At 58.8% G+C, this 17,533-nt stretch carries 15 protein-coding genes; 11 read left to right on the forward strand and 4 right to left on the reverse strand.

Annotated features, from left to right (window positions below; translation table 11 throughout):
• Positions 1 to 416: 416 nt before the first annotated feature.
• The gene (locus DY251_RS19815; protein WP_116625637.1) at positions 417 to 944 is read left to right on the forward strand and encodes a DUF992 domain-containing protein; all 528 of its coding nucleotides are present in this window, start codon (positions 417 to 419) and stop codon (positions 942 to 944) included.
• On the opposite strand, the gene DY251_RS19820 is transcribed toward DY251_RS19815, so the two are convergent.
• A complete protein-coding gene (locus tag DY251_RS19820) occupies positions 921 to 2,798 on the reverse strand; it encodes an adenylate/guanylate cyclase domain-containing protein (RefSeq protein WP_158553292.1) in 1,878 nt (625 codons plus the stop codon). The genes DY251_RS19815 and DY251_RS19820 overlap by 24 nt on opposite strands.
• 226 nt (positions 2,799 to 3,024) lie before the next feature.
• Here DY251_RS19820 and DY251_RS19825 point away from each other — a divergent pair, with 226 nt between their 5' ends.
• Genes DY251_RS19825 through DY251_RS19835 form a run of 3 tightly spaced genes read left to right on the forward strand, consistent with a single transcriptional unit; the run spans position 3,025 to position 6,637 of the window.
• Positions 3,025 to 4,239, forward strand: coding sequence for a glycosyltransferase family protein (locus DY251_RS19825; RefSeq protein WP_116625673.1), 1,215 nt, complete (start codon positions 3,025 to 3,027; stop codon positions 4,237 to 4,239).
• A 17-nt stretch (positions 4,240 to 4,256) separates the two neighbouring features.
• The gene (locus DY251_RS19830) at positions 4,257 to 5,498 is read left to right on the forward strand and encodes a glycosyltransferase family 4 protein (protein WP_116625639.1); all 1,242 of its coding nucleotides are present in this window, start codon (positions 4,257 to 4,259) and stop codon (positions 5,496 to 5,498) included.
• A complete protein-coding gene (locus DY251_RS19835) occupies positions 5,495 to 6,637 on the forward strand; it encodes a glycosyltransferase family protein (protein ID WP_116625674.1) in 1,143 nt (380 codons plus the stop codon). The genes DY251_RS19830 and DY251_RS19835 overlap by 4 nt, the downstream gene beginning before the upstream one ends.
• Before the next feature lie 51 nt (positions 6,638 to 6,688).
• Here the strand turns inward: DY251_RS19835 and DY251_RS19840 are convergent, their stop codons facing one another.
• Positions 6,689 to 7,357, reverse strand: coding sequence for a class I SAM-dependent methyltransferase (locus DY251_RS19840; RefSeq protein WP_116625640.1), 669 nt, complete (start codon positions 7,355 to 7,357; stop codon positions 6,689 to 6,691).
• Between the two features lie 87 nt (positions 7,358 to 7,444).
• Between DY251_RS19840 and DY251_RS19845 the strand changes: the two genes are divergently transcribed.
• From DY251_RS19845 to DY251_RS19860, 4 genes are all read left to right on the forward strand, one after another.
• Positions 7,445 to 8,017 carry a hypothetical protein gene (locus tag DY251_RS19845; RefSeq protein ID WP_116625641.1) on the forward strand — a complete coding sequence of 191 codons (573 nt, stop codon included), beginning with the start codon at positions 7,445 to 7,447 and terminating at the stop codon, positions 8,015 to 8,017.
• A 6-nt stretch (positions 8,018 to 8,023) separates the two neighbouring features.
• Positions 8,024 to 10,738 (forward strand): ABC transporter transmembrane domain-containing protein, encoded by a 2,715-nt coding sequence (locus DY251_RS19850; protein WP_116625642.1) that lies wholly within the window; start codon positions 8,024 to 8,026, stop codon positions 10,736 to 10,738.
• Positions 10,739 to 10,748: 10 nt separating this feature from the next.
• Entirely contained in the window at positions 10,749 to 11,201 is a 453-nt protein-coding gene (locus tag DY251_RS19855) for a cyclic nucleotide-binding domain-containing protein (protein ID WP_116625643.1), read from the forward strand.
• 69 nt (positions 11,202 to 11,270) lie between these two features.
• A complete protein-coding gene (locus DY251_RS19860; protein ID WP_116625675.1) occupies positions 11,271 to 12,101 on the forward strand; it encodes an MBL fold metallo-hydrolase in 831 nt (276 codons plus the stop codon).
• On the opposite strand, the gene DY251_RS19865 is transcribed toward DY251_RS19860, so the two are convergent.
• Together DY251_RS19865 and DY251_RS19870 are read right to left on the reverse strand one after the other, a co-directional pair.
• Positions 12,085 to 12,807, reverse strand: coding sequence for a polysaccharide deacetylase family protein (locus tag DY251_RS19865; RefSeq protein ID WP_116625644.1), 723 nt, complete (start codon positions 12,805 to 12,807; stop codon positions 12,085 to 12,087). The two genes, DY251_RS19860 and DY251_RS19865, sit on opposite strands and share 17 nt — an antisense overlap.
• Positions 12,800 to 13,885: a glycosyltransferase family 4 protein gene (locus DY251_RS19870; RefSeq protein WP_116625645.1), complete on the reverse strand. Its 1,086-nt coding sequence runs from the start codon at positions 13,883 to 13,885 to the stop codon at positions 12,800 to 12,802. Before DY251_RS19870 ends, DY251_RS19865 begins: the two co-directional genes overlap by 8 nt.
• An 86-nt stretch (positions 13,886 to 13,971) precedes the next feature.
• Here DY251_RS19870 and DY251_RS19875 point away from each other — a divergent pair, with 86 nt between their 5' ends.
• From DY251_RS19875 to DY251_RS19885, 3 genes are all read left to right on the forward strand, one after another.
• Entirely contained in the window at positions 13,972 to 15,132 is a 1,161-nt protein-coding gene (locus tag DY251_RS19875) for a DUF3095 domain-containing protein (RefSeq protein WP_116625646.1), read from the forward strand.
• Between the two features lie 72 nt (positions 15,133 to 15,204).
• Positions 15,205 to 16,542 carry an adenylate/guanylate cyclase domain-containing protein gene (locus DY251_RS19880; RefSeq protein WP_116625647.1) on the forward strand — a complete coding sequence of 446 codons (1,338 nt, stop codon included), beginning with the start codon at positions 15,205 to 15,207 and terminating at the stop codon, positions 16,540 to 16,542.
• On the forward strand, positions 16,539 to 17,495 hold the full coding sequence (locus DY251_RS19885) for a polysaccharide lyase family 20 protein (RefSeq protein WP_116625648.1): 957 nt from the start codon (positions 16,539 to 16,541) through the stop codon (positions 17,493 to 17,495). Before DY251_RS19880 ends, DY251_RS19885 begins: the two co-directional genes overlap by 4 nt.
• Positions 17,496 to 17,533: the final 38 nt, after the last annotated feature.

Here is a 17,533-nt window from a genome sequence, read left to right on the forward strand (position 1 = left end):
TGACCGGGCGCTAATCGGCGTGCCCTTCAACGCCCCTAAACAGGGGTCCCTTTTGCGCGAAAATACGGGGTCCCAATTCCACGGTCATTGACAGTCATACTTCTCACTGCAAATGTTGCGCTGCTCATTTGAGGAAACCCAATTGCGCACTCAATGCATCTCAAGTTGTTTTTATATCTCGATTTTTATCTGTCGTTTAATAAATGATAGTTGTATTCAAAAGTTCCTTGAAGCGTAAGTTTTAATGGAAATTTGTATTTCTTTATTTTCTAAAGTAACCATAGGTTGTATTTCAGTGATTTATAATATGCTTTTTGCATCGCGATATAATTTGTTTTCAGGCCATCACGGTTCGGCCTTTATTGCGGCGCAGCACGCATAAGTTGCTATCTAGCAAAATCCGGAGAATTTCTGAAATGCCGAAAAATCTCGTCTCACTCGCGGCAGCGCTAACGCTAACCGTCAGCGCTTGCACCCTGCCCTCAACATTGACGTTCGCGGCTGACACGCAGGCTCGCGAAACTCCGCCAGCAGCAGACGATTTCGGTGGGGTGAAGATTGGCACGCTCCGCTGCGAAGTAGGCGGCGGGATAGGCTATGTGTTCGGTTCGGCCAAGCAAATCGATTGCACATTCCGCTCAGTCCACGGCGGCAGCGACAGCTATTCAGGCGTTATTCGCAAGCTCGGCGTTGATCTTGGCTTTACGACGCATGGGCGACTCGTGTGGGCTGTGTTTGCGCCGACGGCAGGTTATCACCACGGTTCGCTCGCAGGGCGCTATCGCGGCGCAACTGCCGAGGCCACCGTGGGGCTGGGCGCGGGCGCGAATGTGCTCGTGGGCGGAACGACCGGCTCGGTGCATCTGCAGCTTTTGAGCCTGACCGGCCAAACCGGGCTGAATGTCGCCGCCACCGGTACGTCAATGACGCTTAATCCTGCTTGACGGTTTCTTAGCCGGCAGTGGCACGGAATCTACGACTTTGGCTGCGTCACCAAGCAGCCAAAGCTGACCGAGCGGCTCGCCACCTTCAAGCGGCGCGCGCGGCACGCCATCTACGCTCGTGCGCTCCAGAACGGCGGGCGTGACCACCACGACAACCGCGACCTCCAGCGGAACGACACGGCCAGCGCCCTCGGTGCGCTTGGCCATGTTAACGGTGTCGCCGACAACCGTGTAGTTGATGCGCCCGCCATATCCCAAATCGCCGACAACGGCTTCGCCGGAATGGATGCCGATGCGAATGCGGCAGTAATCGACACCAGCCAAGCGCTGCTGCTCAATATAGGGCGTGAGTTCGCGCGATATAGTCAGAGCCGCGGCTACCGCGTGTTTCGCGTGATCTTCATCCGGGACAGGCGCTCCCCAGAATGCCATCAGGCCATCGCCGGTATATTTGTCGATAGTACCGCTGTTTTCCTCGATTATTGGCCCTATTTTGCTGAATATCGCATCCAGATAATTCGCGACTTCATCCGCCGGGCGATCTTTTGCGAAGCGGGTGTAGCCTTGCAGGTCGAGAAACATGACGCTCATGTCGCGGCGAACCGGGCGGCTACTATCGCTGCCAAGCGAGAGCAATTGACGGACAAGCGACTTCGGCACATAGCGCTCGAATGCGGTAAGCGCGCGTGTGGTGCGGCGCATGGCGGCGGCGGTTTCGGCCACCTCCTCAACGCGGCTGTGCTCCCACTGCTGCAGCCCGCGCTCCCTGAAATCAAACTCGCCAATGGCGCGCGAGGCTGCGCCAAAATCCGTAATGGGTCTGGCAAGACCGCGCGCCAGACGCGTGGCGGCAAGGATAGCGAGCAGCATCAACGCCAACCCAACGCCGGTGACAGTGGCACTGAGCCAGCGGTCGCCCTGTGTCGCGGAAGACGGCAGATAGAAGCCCGCCATCATGTCCGCCTGTCCGGGCAAAGCCAGCTTGCGGTAGATGAACGTATAGCTGGTGCCGTCCACATTGGCCCGATGGCCGGTTGCCTCTCGCAACGGCGACGAACCGCCGAGCGGGCTCGTGCTGTCCCACATATGCGCCAGAACCGGATCGCCCAATGTTTTTATCGTCGGAAGTTGCTCGTCATCGACCGCTTTCTTCATAAGCTCCCGCGAAATCATGGCCGGGTGCGCGATAACATATTCGCGGTCTGCGATAACGAACGGCGTCACGTCGAATTGCTTGCCGATGTCGGCGAGATCTTCCGATAGCGCGCGGGCGAGCATAAAGGCACTAAGAACGCCGATAAGCTCATTGTTGCGACGAATCGGCGCCGCGTAGGTGAATATGATCTCACCCGTGACATGAGAAAAGGCAGGCGGCGACCAGCGGCCGGGACCGCCCTCTTTCATAAGTTCCAGTATGCGCTGTCGATATGCATCGCCCGTGGCCTCGGCCAACGCTTCTTCGCCGCTGCGATTCCATCGCCTGAGCGAGCCGTCCGTGCCGATCAAGGCGATGCCGCTGACGCCCGGTGAGGCGGCGAGCAGGCCACGCACGAAGGCACCGAACTCGCCTGTGTTGTCAGGCGAGATTATACCGGTTGCGATGGTAGAAGCGGCCGCGTCGATCTGCTGGGAAACCGGGAGCGTGAGTCGCTCGATGGGCGTAACCACCGATTCGACCAACAGGTCGCCACGATCACGCAGGAGCCAGCCTGTGACCTCGCGCGCGGCGATTGCGCCGACAATAATGACCGGCAGCATGACCGCCAAAATGAGCAGCGCCAGCACCACGGGCAGGAATTTGCCAATAGCCCAGCGCTTTGGCGCGCCCGCATTTGATTCTGTCCGTGCCGTCATCCGCTCTTTCGCTAACGCCCTCTTCCGACACGTCTGTACCTTGTCATGAACAAGCATTATGGGGAAGTGTTGCCACCGAGAGCCTTAAAATCGCGTACAAACATTATGTTACAGCAAACGCTGAATTGTTTTTCGATTGGTTGCAATATTTGCGCACGAGTGGTGTATTCACCGCGACGGAGCGTTCGAACCGCCTGACCGGCCGAACGAAAAGGTATCTGAGGCCATGAAGCGGCGTTTCGACGAAGCTCGTATTCTTATGTACAGTCACGACACGTTCGGTCTGGGCCATCTGCGCCGCTGCCGAACAATAGCGCATGCGCTGGTCGAGGACTATCGCGGGCTGAATGTGCTCATCATTTCCGGCTCGCCGATCGCCGGCGCGTTCGAATATCGCGCGCGCGTGGATTTCGTGAAGATTCCCAGCGTTATCAAGCTGCGCAACGGCGAATATACCTCGCTGGAAAAGCACATCGACCTGCAAGACACACTGACGATGCGGCAGTCGATTATCCGCAGCACGGCGGAAACATTCCGGCCGGATATATTCATCGTCGACAAGGAGCCGTTGGGTCTGCGCGGCGAAGTGGAAGACACGCTCTCCTACCTGAAAACGCGTGGAACGGCGCTGGTTCTGGGTCTGCGCGAGGTGATGGACGCGCCGCAATTGCTGGAAGCCGAATGGAAGCGCGCGGACGTGATGCGCAAAATCGGCATGTTCTACGATTCGATCTGGGTCTATGGACCACCGGATTTTTACGATCCGCTGACCGGTCTTGATGTGCCGCAAGCGGTAAGCTCAAAGATGGATTTCGTAGGCTTCCTGCAGCGCAAGGTGCCGGACGTACAAGCGCCGGACCATCGACCGGAGGGCAACTATCTGCTGGTTACAACCGGCGGTGGCGGCGATGGCGCCGACCTCGTTCACAACGTAATCCATGCATACCAGAGCGACCCAGACCTTACGCACCCCGCGCTGATTGTGCTTGGGCCTTATATGCCTGCGAAAAAGCGTCGCAAACTGATGCGCAAGAGTGCGCCAATCAGCCAAATCCGCATGATCGAGTTCGACAACCGCATGGAGGATTTGATCGCGGGCGCGAGCGGCGTCGTCGCAATGGGCGGCTACAACACCTATTGCGAAATAATGTCGTTCGACAAGCCAGCGCTGATCGTGCCGCGCGTTGCGCCACGGCAGGAACAGCTTATTCGCGCAAAACGCGCCTCCGAACTCGGCCTGCTCGATATGTTGCTGCCGGAGCAGGCGGAAGATCCGGCGATTATGGCCGCGAAGCTAAAAGAGTTGCCGAGTCGCCCCCGCCCCTCTCAAAGCGCACCGAATTTGCGGCTTGAAGGGCTTTCGCGAATCTCAGATCTCGTTGGCGACTGGCTGGAGCGCAGCGAGCGGCGTCATTTCTCCGTTGTCGACGGCGGAAGCTGAGTATAGCGGCCTTCGGAATGAACAACAGAAAACTCGTGATCGTGCTGAAAGGTTATCCGCGTCTTTCGGAAACCTTCATCGCTCAAGAGCTTCGCGGGCTGGAAAAGGCCGGGTTCAAGCTCAACATCGTTGCGTTGCGGCGGCCGACCGACACAAAGCGGCATCCTATCCATGACGAGATAGAAGCCGAGGTTCACTACCTTCCCGAATATCTGCATGATGAGCCGTGGCGCGTGTTGCGTGCGTTCCTGGCCACATTGCCCACCGCCGGATTCTGGCGCGCGTTTGCGGCATTTGCGCGAGATTTGCCGCGGGATTTCACGCGCAACCGCGTGCGCAGGTTCGGTCAGGCGCTGGTGCTGACGCATGAATGGCCGCAGGATGGCTTTTGGCTGCACGCGCACTTCGCGCATACGCCTGCCTCGGTTACGCGCTATGCGGCGCTGATGCTTGGAATGGCGTGGACATGCTCCGCGCATGCAAAGGACATATGGACCTCTCCGGACTGGGAGCTTTCGGAAAAGCTTGCGGATGCGCGCTGGACAGTGACCTGCACACAAAGCGGCTTCGAGCATTTGCGCGATCTGGTGGGTGGACGGTCGGCGGTGCATCTGAGCTATCACGGCCTCGATCTGGATCGGTTCGGGCCATATGATCAGCGACGTCAAATGCGCGACGGGTCTGACGCTGAACAACCGGTGCGAATAGTGAGTGTCGGGCGCGCGGTGGAGAAAAAGGGCTTTGATACGCTGCTGGACGCGCTGGCGCTGCTTCCGCCTGACTTGCATTGGCGGCTGACGCAGATTGGCGCGGGCGAAAAGCTGGCCGAGCTGAAGGCACAGGCCCAGCGGCTGGGAATTGCTGACCGGATTGAATGGAAAGGCGCGCTGGCACAGGCCGAAGTGCTCGCGCAATATCGCGAGTCGGACATTTTCACGCTCGCCTGCCGGATTGCACATGATGGCGACCGTGACGGCTTGCCGAATGTGCTGGTAGAGGCCGCGAGCCAGGCCCTTGCGTGCGTTGCCACCGATGTTTCCGGCATACCGGAATTGCTGACAGACGGCGAAAACGGGCTGGTCGTTCCGTCGGAAAACCCAACCGCGCTTGCGGCGGCATTGGAGCGCGCCGTACGAGAACCGACGCTGCGCGCCAAGCTCGGCAAGGCGGCGGAGCAGCGCGTGCGTCAACATTTCGACCATCATTCGAGCATTGATCAGCTGAAGAAGCTGTTTGATCAGGAATGGGCGAAGGTATGAGCGGTCCGCGCGTTCTGTTCTACGTGCAGCACTTGCTAGGCATCGGGCATTTGGCGCGCGCGAGCCGCATTGCATCTGCGCTGCAAGCAGCGGGCTTTGATCTTACACTCGTTACCGGCGGGACCGCGGTGGATGGATTTCCGGCGCCGGACATCAGGCATTTCGCGCTTGCGCCGGTGATTGCGAGTGAGGGCTTTTCAGGGCTGGCTCAGCCGGACGGAACGCCGGTTGACGATGCGTTTTTGGCGCGGCGGCGAGAGCAGCTTCTGGCTATTTTTGCCGAGTTGCATCCCGACATCGTCATCACCGAGGCGTTTCCGTTTGGACGGAGGCAGATGCGGTTTGAACTGCTGCCCCTGCTTGACGCGATCGAAGCACGAGCGGACCGACCGATGCTGTCGGCGTCCATCCGCGACATTATGCAGGAGCGCGTCAAGCCCGGACGAAATGAAGAAACCGCCGAACTTGTGCGCGAACATTTCGACCTCGTGCTGGTGCATGGCGATGAACGCTTTGCGAAGCTGGAGGAGACATTTCCGCTGGCGGGGTCCATTGCAGACCGAATTGAATATACCGGCCTCGTCGCCGGCCCACCACCAGAGCCGACAACCGAGCGCTTCGATGTGCTGGTTTCGGCGGGAGGCGGTGCCGCCGGGCGCGCGCTGGTGGAGGCGACCGCAGGTGCGGCGCGGAGCGCAAGTCGCAGCCAACAATGGGCGCTGATTACGGGGCCGAACCTGCCGCAAGCCGACTTCGACGCAGCCTTGCGAAATGCGCCTGCGCATCTTTCCATCTACCGATTCAGGCGGGATTTTTCGAGCCTGCTCACGGGTGCGGAACTGTCCGTTTCGCAAGCGGGTTACAATACGGTGTGCGACATTCTGCGAGCGGGTTGCCGGTCGTTGCTGGTGCCGTTTGCCGCGGGTGGCGAGACGGAGCAGACAAGCCGCGCTGAGCGGCTCGCGGCAATGGGATTGGCAAGCGTTCTAACGGAGGCGGAGCTCACCGCGGATTCGCTTTCGAGCGCCATCCAAAACGAGCTTTCCAAGCCACGGCCGCCGTCAAATGCGCTCGATCTGGACGGAGCAAAAAAGACGGCGGACGCGCTTCGGAAACGCTGGACCACTTTCAGAAAATAGGCATTCAACTCAACTGCTTATGCATATTATATTATGCATTATCTGAGGAACTTAAACTGATCCTATAAGCATGAAGCGGTTGTATTTCTTCTGTGGCAAGGTGCCTGAAAAACGTATATCGGCCAGGCGCGCAAGCTGCTCAAATGCCTGTTGCGACTCGACGCAGTTAATGTGGGTCGGCTCGGCAAAATAATCGTTCGATTGCAGCAACACCTTCGTGCCTTTGGGCAGCATATCCAGCCAGCCGCGCACGTCTGCAATGTGCTCGCAGCTTGTGTTGACAACCAGATCGGGCGTGGCGCTGGCATAGTCCAGCGCGTACATATCGGCGGTTACGGCGCGAAAGCCGGGTGCGTCCTTGTTCATGGTTTCGGCAACTGCGGCGACATCCTCATCGATGTCGATTGAGTCGATCTGGCTGATGTCGAAACGCGCATCATCTAGGAGCATGGCAGCAAGCACACCATACCACCCACCCAACACCCAAATGCGCTGGAATGCGCCGCCACAGGTGTTGAAAAGCTCGTCGCGCGCCCACATCTTGCAAGCCACCTGTTTGTGGTTGAATGCATTCGCGATGTCCGCATCGGGATGTTTCGCGATAATTTTTGCGAGGCGTCCAACCAGACCGGATTGCGTGTAAGCGGCGATGCCGCGCGTGAGGTCAAAGGCGTTCTCGCGCCAATCGACAGTTGCATCAATGCGGTTGTTCTGATCCATGCGTGTGTTCTATGTTGAGTTGCCGTTTGCGACAACAATTTCCAGCAAATAGCCTGCCCCAGCAAATAGCCTGCCAAGGAATTCCGAATGCTCAACCCCGAATACCTGCCCGCCGATGCATTTGACAGTCTGCCGCATCTGGCTGGGCCTGCGGCGGAAATCCGTCAGGTTTTGGCTGCGCATTTCGTGCGCGATTGCGAGCATATTGTGGAGATCGGCGGGCACATTCGACCGGTGACCGGCTATCTGACCCACACGCCAAAGTCGGTGCTTTCGGTTGACCCCAAGACGCCGGACTATGAGTCGTTCGAGCTTAACGGCAAGCCGAGCCATGTGCGGCATATAGCAAAGAAATTTCAGGAGGTTGAATATAATTATTCACCCGGCTCTTATGGGCTTGTGCTGCTTGGCTACTCGCTGAAACCATTTGGCAAGCGCGAGCCGCTGGGCGAGCTTCTGTTTTCGCTGATCGACAATGCGAAGGTGGTTGTGATCGAATATCCGCCGGAGCTTGAGCGCGCAACTTCGCAGGTGCCGGAAATCGTGACGCGGCCTTCGCTGAAACAGTTTTGCAGCTTCGCACTCGATCTGCATGACGACGCGATAGAAGACTCGCCCTATACGCGCCGCCTCTTTTACGTTTTGCATCCGGCTGGCTGAGGCGCAATGGAGCCGTCGCTACTCCGCTACATCTGGACTCACACCTGGCGCCAACAGCTTTGGATCGTGGCGATCGTCGTGCTTTCGATGATCCCCTACTATATGTCGTTCGACCTGCCAAAGCTGATCGTCAACGGGCCGATACAGGGCGGAGGTTTTGAAAAGCCGGGCGCTACGCAGACCTTTATGAACATCGCCTATGATTTTCCGCTGATCGGTCATGTCGAGTTCTTTTCCGGTTTCCAGCTAGGGCGCGAGCAGATGTTGCTTGCGCTCAGCATGGTTTTTCTGCTGCTGGTCGTGATTAACGGCCTCTTCAAGCTCTACATCAACACCTATAAGGGGCGGCTCGGCGAGCGGATGTTGCGTCGCGTGCGCTACCAGCTTGTCGATCTGGTGCTGCGGTTCCCCATCAGCCACTTCAAGCGCGTGAAATCCGCCGAAGTGGCGACCATGATCAAGGATGAGGTCGAGCCGATGGGCGGCTTCATCGGTGACGCATTTGTGCAGCCCGTTTTTCTCGGCGGGCAGGCTCTGACGGCGCTGATATTCATCATGGTGCAGAGCTTTTGGCTGGGCTTGATCGCGCTGGCTATCGTGGCGGTGCAGATCGTTCTCATTCCCAGAATGCGCCGGCGCCTGCTGGTGCTGGGGCGCGAACGTCAGCTTACCGCGCGCGAGCTTTCAGGCCGCGTTGGCGAGATCGTGGACGGCATCGGCGCGATCCATATCAACGACACTTCCAATTTCGAGCGCGCCGACATTGCAGCGCGGCTGGGACGTATCTTCAAGATCAGGTACGACCTCTATCAATGGAAGTTTATGGTCAAGTTTATCAATAACTTCCTGGCGCAGATTACACCATTTCTGTTCTACATGATCGGCGGTTATCTGGCGCTTGAGGGGCGGCTGGACGTTGGCCAGCTCGTTGCCGTTATCGCTGCGTATAAGGATTTGCCGGGGCCGATGAAAGACCTGATCGACTGGGACCAGATGCGGCAGGACGTGCAGGTCAAGTACGCACAGGTGGTCGAGCAATTCACCGTGGACCGCATGCTGGAAGCCAAGCAGCAGGCGATAACGCTGGACGCGATTTCGCCCATGGCGGGCGCACTGGCGGCAGTGAACCTGACTATGCACGACGACGGTGGCGCGCCGCTGGTAGAGCATGTTTCCTTCGAGGTGCATCCGGGCGACCATGTTGCGCTGGTGGGAACCGCAGCCGGAGGCGCGGACTCGCTGGGCGAGGCTTTCGCGCGGCTGACGCAGCCAATTTCAGGACGTGTCACGCATGGCGATTCGGACCTGCTCGACATTTCCGAATCCGTTACCGGGCGACGTATGGCCTACGCGTCGTCGGATGTTTCGATGTTCCAGGGCACGCTGCGGGACAATTTGCTCTATGGTTTGAAACACGCGCCGATGCGCCCAAAAACCTACGATGAAGGCGGCATGACGCAGCGCAAATGGGAGATTGCTGAAGCGCGCAATGCGGGCAATCCCGACTTCGACATTCTGAGTGACTGGATCGACTATGAATCGGCGGGCGTGAAAGGCCCGGACGACATTTACAACGCTATCCGGCCTGTTCTTGAGGCGGTGCTGTTGTCGCGCGATGTGCTTGATCTGGGGCTACGCTCGCCCGCCCATCCGGCACGCCACACCAAGCTTGTCGAGCATATCGGCGAATTGCGCAGCGCTTTGCGTGCGCGCCTGGAAAAGGCGGATATGAGCGGCATGGTCGTTCCGTTCGAGCCCGGCAGCTATAATCGCGAGGCGACAGTCGGCGAAAACCTGCTGTTTGGTGCGGCGACGGGACCGGAACTGCGCGGCAAAGGGCTGGCGGAAAATCCCTATTTCATATCGGTGCTGAGGGAGTCCGGGTTGGGCGAACGGCTCTATACGATGGGTCTGGATATCGCCGAGCAAGCGATCGAACTGTTTGCGGACTTGCCGCCCGACCATCCGTTTTTCCAGCAGCTCGCCTTTATGACGCCGGAAGAAATTCCGACTTTTCAGGCGCTGTTGCAGAAGCTGAAAGGCAAGCCGTTTGCGTCTGTCAGCTCGGATGATCGCGCCGCGATTATCGCGCTGAGCTTTGCTTACATAGAGCCGCGCCATCGCTTCGGTTTGCTGACCGACGAGTTGATGAAGAAGATCGTCGATGCGCGCGAAGCCTTCTACCGCAACATGCCAGATGACCTGAAGGGCGCAATCGAGCGTTACGACCCCAACCGCTACACCGATGCGGCGAGCGTGATGGACAATGTGCTGTTTGGTCGCCTGAGCCACGGCCAGGCCGATGGCGCAGAGCGAGTGCGCACGATGGTCTGCGAGATTCTCGACGAGTATGGCGTTTATGATGAAGTGCTGGACGTTGGATTGAGCTTCAATGTCGGCGTTGGCGGCAGACGATTGAGCGGCGCGCAGCGACAAAAGCTCGACCTTGCGCGCGCGATTCTCAAGCGGTCCGACTTCCTGATCATAAACCGGCCGCTGCTCGCACTCGACAGTCGCACGCAAGACCAGATCTTGCGCAACGTTCTGGAAGAGGTGAAACGCGGTGATCGGAACCCAGCAGTTCTGTGGGTGGTGAGCGCGCCGGCCATGTCACAATATTTCGACCGGGTGCTGGTATTCGACGGAAGCCACCTTGTGGGCGACGGAACGAATGAGACTTTGCGCTCCGATAACGCTATCTTCAAACAGCTGGTAAGTTGAGGCTGCCATCATGATGTTGAAAGAAGAAGTGGGTATGTTGCGGCAGGTGCCGCTCTTTTCGGGAATTGAGCCGGCCAAGCTCAAGCTTCTCGCTTTCACCTCCGACCGCGTGAGCTATCGCGATGGGCAGGACCTGTTTCGGCAGGGCGATGAGGGCGATGCGGCCTACGTGATTCTTTCCGGCGAGGCAGACATTATCGTGGATTCAGATGCCGGACCGATTACCGTTGCGCATGTGGAGCCAAACTCCATCGTGGGCGAAATCGCCATTCTTTGCGATGTTTCGCGAACCGCGACCGTGCGCGCAAGGGGGCCGGTAGAAACACTGCGCATTCGCAAGGACCATTTTCTGCGGATGTTGCGCGAATTTCCTGAAATGACGATCGAGATCGTTCGTGTGTTGGCAAACCGGCTTTCCAGCACAACCGCCGAACTTGCCGAAGCGAAGTCCAACCACCACTAGGATGCCAGTCTCGCCAATCCCGAATTGCGGGTCTATGGTGCCGTTATGGGGGAAGTGAAGTCGAGGCAGATGGCTGGGGAAGCGTTTCGCGTAAAATTCTGGGGGGTGCGGGGTAGCATTCCCGTATCAGGCGCAGAATTCATGAAGGTTGGCGGAAATACGGCTTGCATCGAAATGCGTTGTGGGTCGCACACGCTCATATTCGACGCAGGCTCTGGCATTCGCGGACTGGGGGAAGCACTGCATCGCGAAGGCATTGCCAAACTCGACCTGTTTTTCACCCACTGCCACTATGACCACATTATCGGCTTTCCATTTTTTCCGCCGCTCTATGACCGGCAGACAAAGCTAACTATTTGGTCGGGGCATCTGGCAGGCCGGATGACCACGCAGGAAATGATAGAGACGTTCGTTTCCCCGCCGTGGTTTCCCGGCAAGATCGGCATTTGTCGTGCAAAATTTCAGTGGGAGGATTTCGTGTCAGGCGATGTGCTGATGCCGCAAGATGGCGTCGTGATTCGTACTGCAAGCTTGAATCATCCCGGCGGATGCATCGGTTATCGCGTGGAATGGAATGGCAAGGTCGCTGCCTATGTCAGCGACACGGAACATGTGAGCGAAGAGCTGGACGAGGCCGTTCTGGGCTTGATGAAAAACGCCGATCTGGCGATTTACGACTGCACCTATACAGAAGCGGAAATGCCGCATCGGGTCGGGTTCGGGCATTCGACATGGGAGCGCGGCGTGCGGCTGTGCGAGGCGGCGGGCGCGAAACGCCTTGCGATATTCCACCACGATCCTGCCCGAACGGATGCCGAACTGGCCAAGCATGAGCGCGCGGCACAGGAGGCATTTGAGGGCGCTTTTGTTGCGCGCGACGGACTTACGCTGAACCTCTGAGCAGCGCTTCGCCCGTCAGCCATTCAATGTTGAATGAGCGCGTGATGGCGAAGAGCTTTTCAAAGAAGGTCCACACCGCTTCGTCATGCACGAGGTGGTGCGCGAGAATGCCAACCGGCTCGCGTTGGCCGAGGCGCTCGACAATCTGATTCACCAACGCGGAATGATCGACGCAGCCGCGCGTGCCATGCCAGTCGATCAGATCGACATTGCTGTTGATGGTTCGGATCGGGCCGGGTTCTGCGGGGCCGAAGGTGGACAACGCCTCGAAGCCGATATTTGGAAGCAGCGGCGGTATCCGTGGATCGATGCGATTCCACGGCGGGACAAGCATTGGGATGAAGCGCTGGCTGTGCAGGACCGCCAGCTTTTCGCGCCCCGTCCGCAACTCATTAAGTATCTCGTCCAATGGACGCTGCGGCCCCAATTCCTGCTTTTTCTCTGTCGGACCTGCGTGGTTCTGATGCGCCCAACCATGCACGGCGACGCTGACGGATTTGGCGTTGGCAAGGCGTTCCGCAAGAGCCTCTCCGGTGGGTTGCGGGATGACCGCCAGCACTAGTGGAACATCGGCTTGCTCGCAGGTTGCGATGAGACGGTCCAATGCTTCAGTCGGCTCAATCGCGTCATCATCGCGCAGCCAGAATTTCGGGCGGATGCCGCTTTCGAGCGCATGAGTGAGCGGCGCCCAGATGGCGTCAGACATGCACGACCTCCGCAAGTATTTTGTCGAGACGCTGGGCGGCGGCTTCAAGCGAGCGCTCGGTGGTTACAAACGCCCTGCCCCGCTCGCCCATGTGCTGCCGAAGGTTTGCGTCGGTTAGCAGTTTTGCGATGGCATTCGCGAAGGCCGCAACATCGCCGGGTTCTGTGAGCATCGCGGTTTCTCCATCGCGCACAGCTTCCGGCACACCAGCGATGCGCTGCGCCACAACAGGTAATTCGGCGGCCTGCGCTTCCAGATAAGCGAGGCCGTAGGCTTCGCCAAAGCCCGGCCAGACGTAGAGGTCTGCCTGTGCGAGAACGGCCGGCACATCTTGCGGCGCGACCTGGCCGGCCCAATGAATACGGCTCGGCTGAATGGAACTGAAAAGCTGACGCACGTCCGGCGCGGCGGGTCCGTCGCCAACTATGGTGATCGTCCACGGCAACTCGCCAAGCAGCACCAAGACGTCGGCGAGCATGCGATAGCTTTCGAGCTTGTCGCCGGGGCGCATCATCGCGACAGTGATAAGGCGAAGCGGATCGTTGAGTTGCTTCACTGGTTTCGCAGCGGGCTTGATGAAAGGCGAAAAGCGCTCGAGGCGCGCGTTGGGCGCTGCAAATTTCAGGCCGGATGCATCGCGCTCGGTGAAACAGAGATTGACCGTTGCGCGTTGCACGGCCTCGACGATGGTGTCCTGCGTTTGCCTCCAGACGCCCTCATTGCGACGTACTGAATAGGACGCCTCGGCGGTGATGTAGGGGATGCCCGCGCGCTGCGCGAGCACCAGCCCGAGCAGGTCTGGCGCTTTGTAATAAGGATGGTAGGTGAACCAGACGTCAGGCACGCCCGCGCTCTGCCATGCTTGCTCGATGCGCATGCCTTCGGTCGTGGCGCCAGCCGCAAGCGCTTCGTAGTGTGCCGGGTCAGGCGTTGCGCAGAACGCACGCAGGCTCGAGGCGAGTTCCACTGTGTGGCCGGCAAATTCCAGCGCTTCGATCAACAACCGCGCCATCTGGCGGTCGCCGGACGGAACGGGGTGATCTGGAGCCTTGAGTGGAGCGTAAAAGGCAATGCGCATCGATATGGCTCATTGTCCGAAACTGCGCCTGAGTCAAATTCGCTTTGAGAAGGACGCGACACGCAACTTGTGATAGTCCAGCGCTGATGGATAGCCTGAATGCGGACAGGACCTTTCTTGACACTCTGCCGGTGTTTGCCGCGTTTGAGAACGTAACGGATTTTGAGCAGTACAGGCCCCTGCCCGCCGATTGGGTGCTGGCCGCCGCCGACATTGTGAATTCGACCCAGGCGATTGCGGCCGGACGCTACAAATCCGTGAACACGGCGGGCGCGAGCGTGATTTCCGCTCTGCTCAACCAGAGCGGTACGCGTGATCTGCCTTTCGTTTTTGGCGGAGATGGCGCGCTGGTGGCATTGCCTCCCGCAAACAGGCAAGACGCGGAACAAGCGCTGGCTGCTGTGCAGAGCTGGGTTGCGGAAGAACTGAACCTAGAATTGCGGGCTGCGCTCGTGCCGGTGGAAGACGTGCGCAAGCATGGTTTCGACGTGCGCGTGGCGCGGGTGCAGGTTTCAGAACATGTGACCTACGCCATGTTTGCCGGCGGCGGGGCCAGTTGGGCCGAGAGCGAGATGAAGGCCGGCCACTATCGCGTTGCGCCAGCACCGGCCGGGTCGAGGCCCGATCTGACCGGTCTTTCTTGCCGCTGGGACCCTATCGATGCGCGCAATGGCGAGATTGTTTCCGTGATCGCGGTGCCGAATGGAGCCGACAGCCTGCCGGGCTTTGCAGTGCTGGTGGTCGATTTGGTTGCGCTGGCGGGGCAGCAAGAACGCGGCGGGCATCCGATACCGCTTGAAGGATTGCACCACAGCTTTCCGCCACGTGGTCTAGACATTGAAGCTCGCGCGCTGGCACCCAAGGGGCACAGGATCGTTCCCAAGCTATGGATCCTTTTTCAGCTTGCGCTGAACATTTACAGCGAAAAGACGGGACGCTCGCTGGGGCGGTTCAACGCTGCGCGCTACAAACGCGACGTCGCCAACAATTCGGATTTTCGCAAGTTTGACGATGGCCTGAAAATGACCATCGACGTGGATGCCGAAACGCTGTCGAAAATCGAGCAGAGGCTGACGCTGGCGGAGCACGATGGCGTGTGCCGCTTCGGCATTCACCGGCAAAAGACAGCGTTGATGACGTGCATTGTCGCGACACCGCTTGCGCCGGATCACATCCATTTCGTTGACGGTGCAGCGGGCGGCTACGCGATGGCAGCAATGAACCTCAAATCGAAGATCGCAGCTTGAGGTTGGCTAGGCGGCTGCCTACCTAAGCCTTTATGCCTCCCAAGGCTCCTGCCCTGCGCAGAAAGGTTGCCCATGTCTTCCTCTACCAATGAAATTTCCCGTATCATGCTCGACCGCGTGACCGATTGGCTGACTAAAGCCTCGCTGCGCGGTGAAAGTCTTGAAACGATTGTTCGAGGCTTTTGCGACAGGCTGGCTGCGACCGGAATGCCGCTGCTGCGCGCGCATATGAGCTTTTCAATGCTGCATCCGCTCTATGATGCGCTTGGCTTCACATGGGTTCGCGGTCAACCGATGGAGGTTGAAGGCTATCGCAAAGGCGTGGATGGCGCGTCCGCGCGGTTTCTCGCCAGCCCCTATTATTACCTGTTCTCGAACAATCTGGAGCATCTGCGGCGCAGGATTGATCCCGACATACAGTATGAATTTCCAGTCCTTGAAGATCTCAAGGAGATGGGCGCGACAGACTATCTGGCATTCCGCCATTCGTTCGACAGCACGGAAGAGCGAGGCATGATTGGCTCATGGGCAACCGACTACCCCACGGGATTCAGTGATGAAATGATCGGCGAGCTTCTGCGCCTGCAGAGCCACCTCGCAATGGCGTGCAAAATGGCGGTGCTGAGCAAGCTCGCGGACAATATGATGTCCACCTATCTTGGCGACGAAGCGGGGCGGCGCGTGCTGAACGGCAAGATCAAGCGCGGCGAAGGTGACACAATCCGCGCGGCGCTGGTGATCGCGGATATGCGTGGCTCGACCATGCTGGCGGAGACTGCCGGGCGCGAGGTCTATATCGACACGCTGAACCAGTTTTTCGATGCGCTGGCGACACCATTCAATCGCGCGGGCGGGCAGATATTGAGCTTTCTCGGCGATGGCTTTCTGGCACTTTTTCCCTGCGAGCGGCACCGGGAGCCTTCCGAAGAGGCGTGCCGCTCGGCGCTGATGGCCGCGCGCCAAGCCGTAGCTCGAATGGATGCGCTGAACGCTCGCAGACAAGCAAATGGCCAGCAACAGATTGGCTTCGGCATCGGCTTGAATGTCGGCAACGTCATGTTCGGCAATGTCGGCCTTTCAGACCGGCTGACATTCTCCGTGTTCGGATCTGCCGTGAACGAGGCGGACCGCCTGCAGAGCCTGACAAAAAAATATCCGAACCGATTGATCGCCAGCCGCGATTTTGCCAATTATTGCGGCGGAGAAGGTTGGCAAACGCTCGGCAAGGAGAAACTCGCAGGCATCCGGAACAAGGTTACTGTCCTGACGCCGGAAATTGGCAGTATCGAAGACTATGTTGAGGATGGCGCGGCATATGAACCGCTCGACCACATGTCTGATGCCGAGCGCCTGATCATGCTGCATCGTGAGCCGGAAAAAACGAGTGGTGAGGGGAAAAAATTCCAATGATAAACGGCGCGCGAGCGAAGCTTCTGGCCTTAGCCATTGCCGGTCTGACCAGTTTGCCCGCCGCCGCCCAAAGTACGAAACTGACGGACGGTTTCGAAGGCACGGATTTTGCGCCGGAGGGCGGTCTCTATTATCGCGAGAATGCCGAGCAAAAGGCCGGCTCGGTCGAGTTTCAGCATGACGTCGTTTACGAAGGCAAAGGCGCGCTGAAGCTGAGCGTGAAGGCAATGTGCGCGGTCGACGACGAGCGGTGCAGCGAGCGCGCGGAGATTTGGGAAAAGACGGATCTGCGCGTGCCTTACGACCAGGGTGTGTGGCACGGCTTTGCGGTGAAGCTGGCAGATCCCATTCCAGCCGACGACCATCGCTATCTGATTGCGCAATGGAAGCGCGAGATAAACCCCGGCGCGGAGGGCGATTTCAGTCCATTTCTCGCGCTGCGCCTGCTGAACGGCAAGCTGCACGTGACCGTGGAGACGAATTACCGCCCCGGCCTTGAGGGCGCCAAGCCATCGGGTCCAGGTGCGTGCGCGCCGAAAGGCGTGCCGGTTTGGCTGCGGCCCGACACCAACCAGATGCGCGCGCTGGTGACGGCTGACCCCAACTGGAAACCTGAAGATGGCGAACTCTATGCCGACTGCACCGACAAGATAACGGTGGTGCAGCACAACCCGCTGCCGACGCCCGATTCGGGCTGGATCGACTTCGTGGTGTACTCTCACCCCGGACCAGAGGGTGATGGACGCATTGAGCTTTTTGCCAATGGCAAGGCCATAACCACCATTACCGGCATGATCGGCCATAACGACAGAGATCTCGGCAAGAACCAATATTTCAAGTTTGGCCCTTATCGCGCGGGCCATTCGAATGATTGGACGGTGTATTACGACAAGTTTCGCCGCTCGCCCGATTGCGCCGATGTGCTTGCGGGCGGCGCGTGTCCGCAATTTTAATGAGTTGATTTCACGGCCTAGGCAGTCTCAATTGCTTC

Origin of the sequence: Mesorhizobium denitrificans, assembly GCF_003403035.1 — a bacterium.
Classification (GTDB): Bacteria; Pseudomonadota; Alphaproteobacteria; order Rhizobiales; family Rhizobiaceae; genus Mesorhizobium_G; species Mesorhizobium_G denitrificans.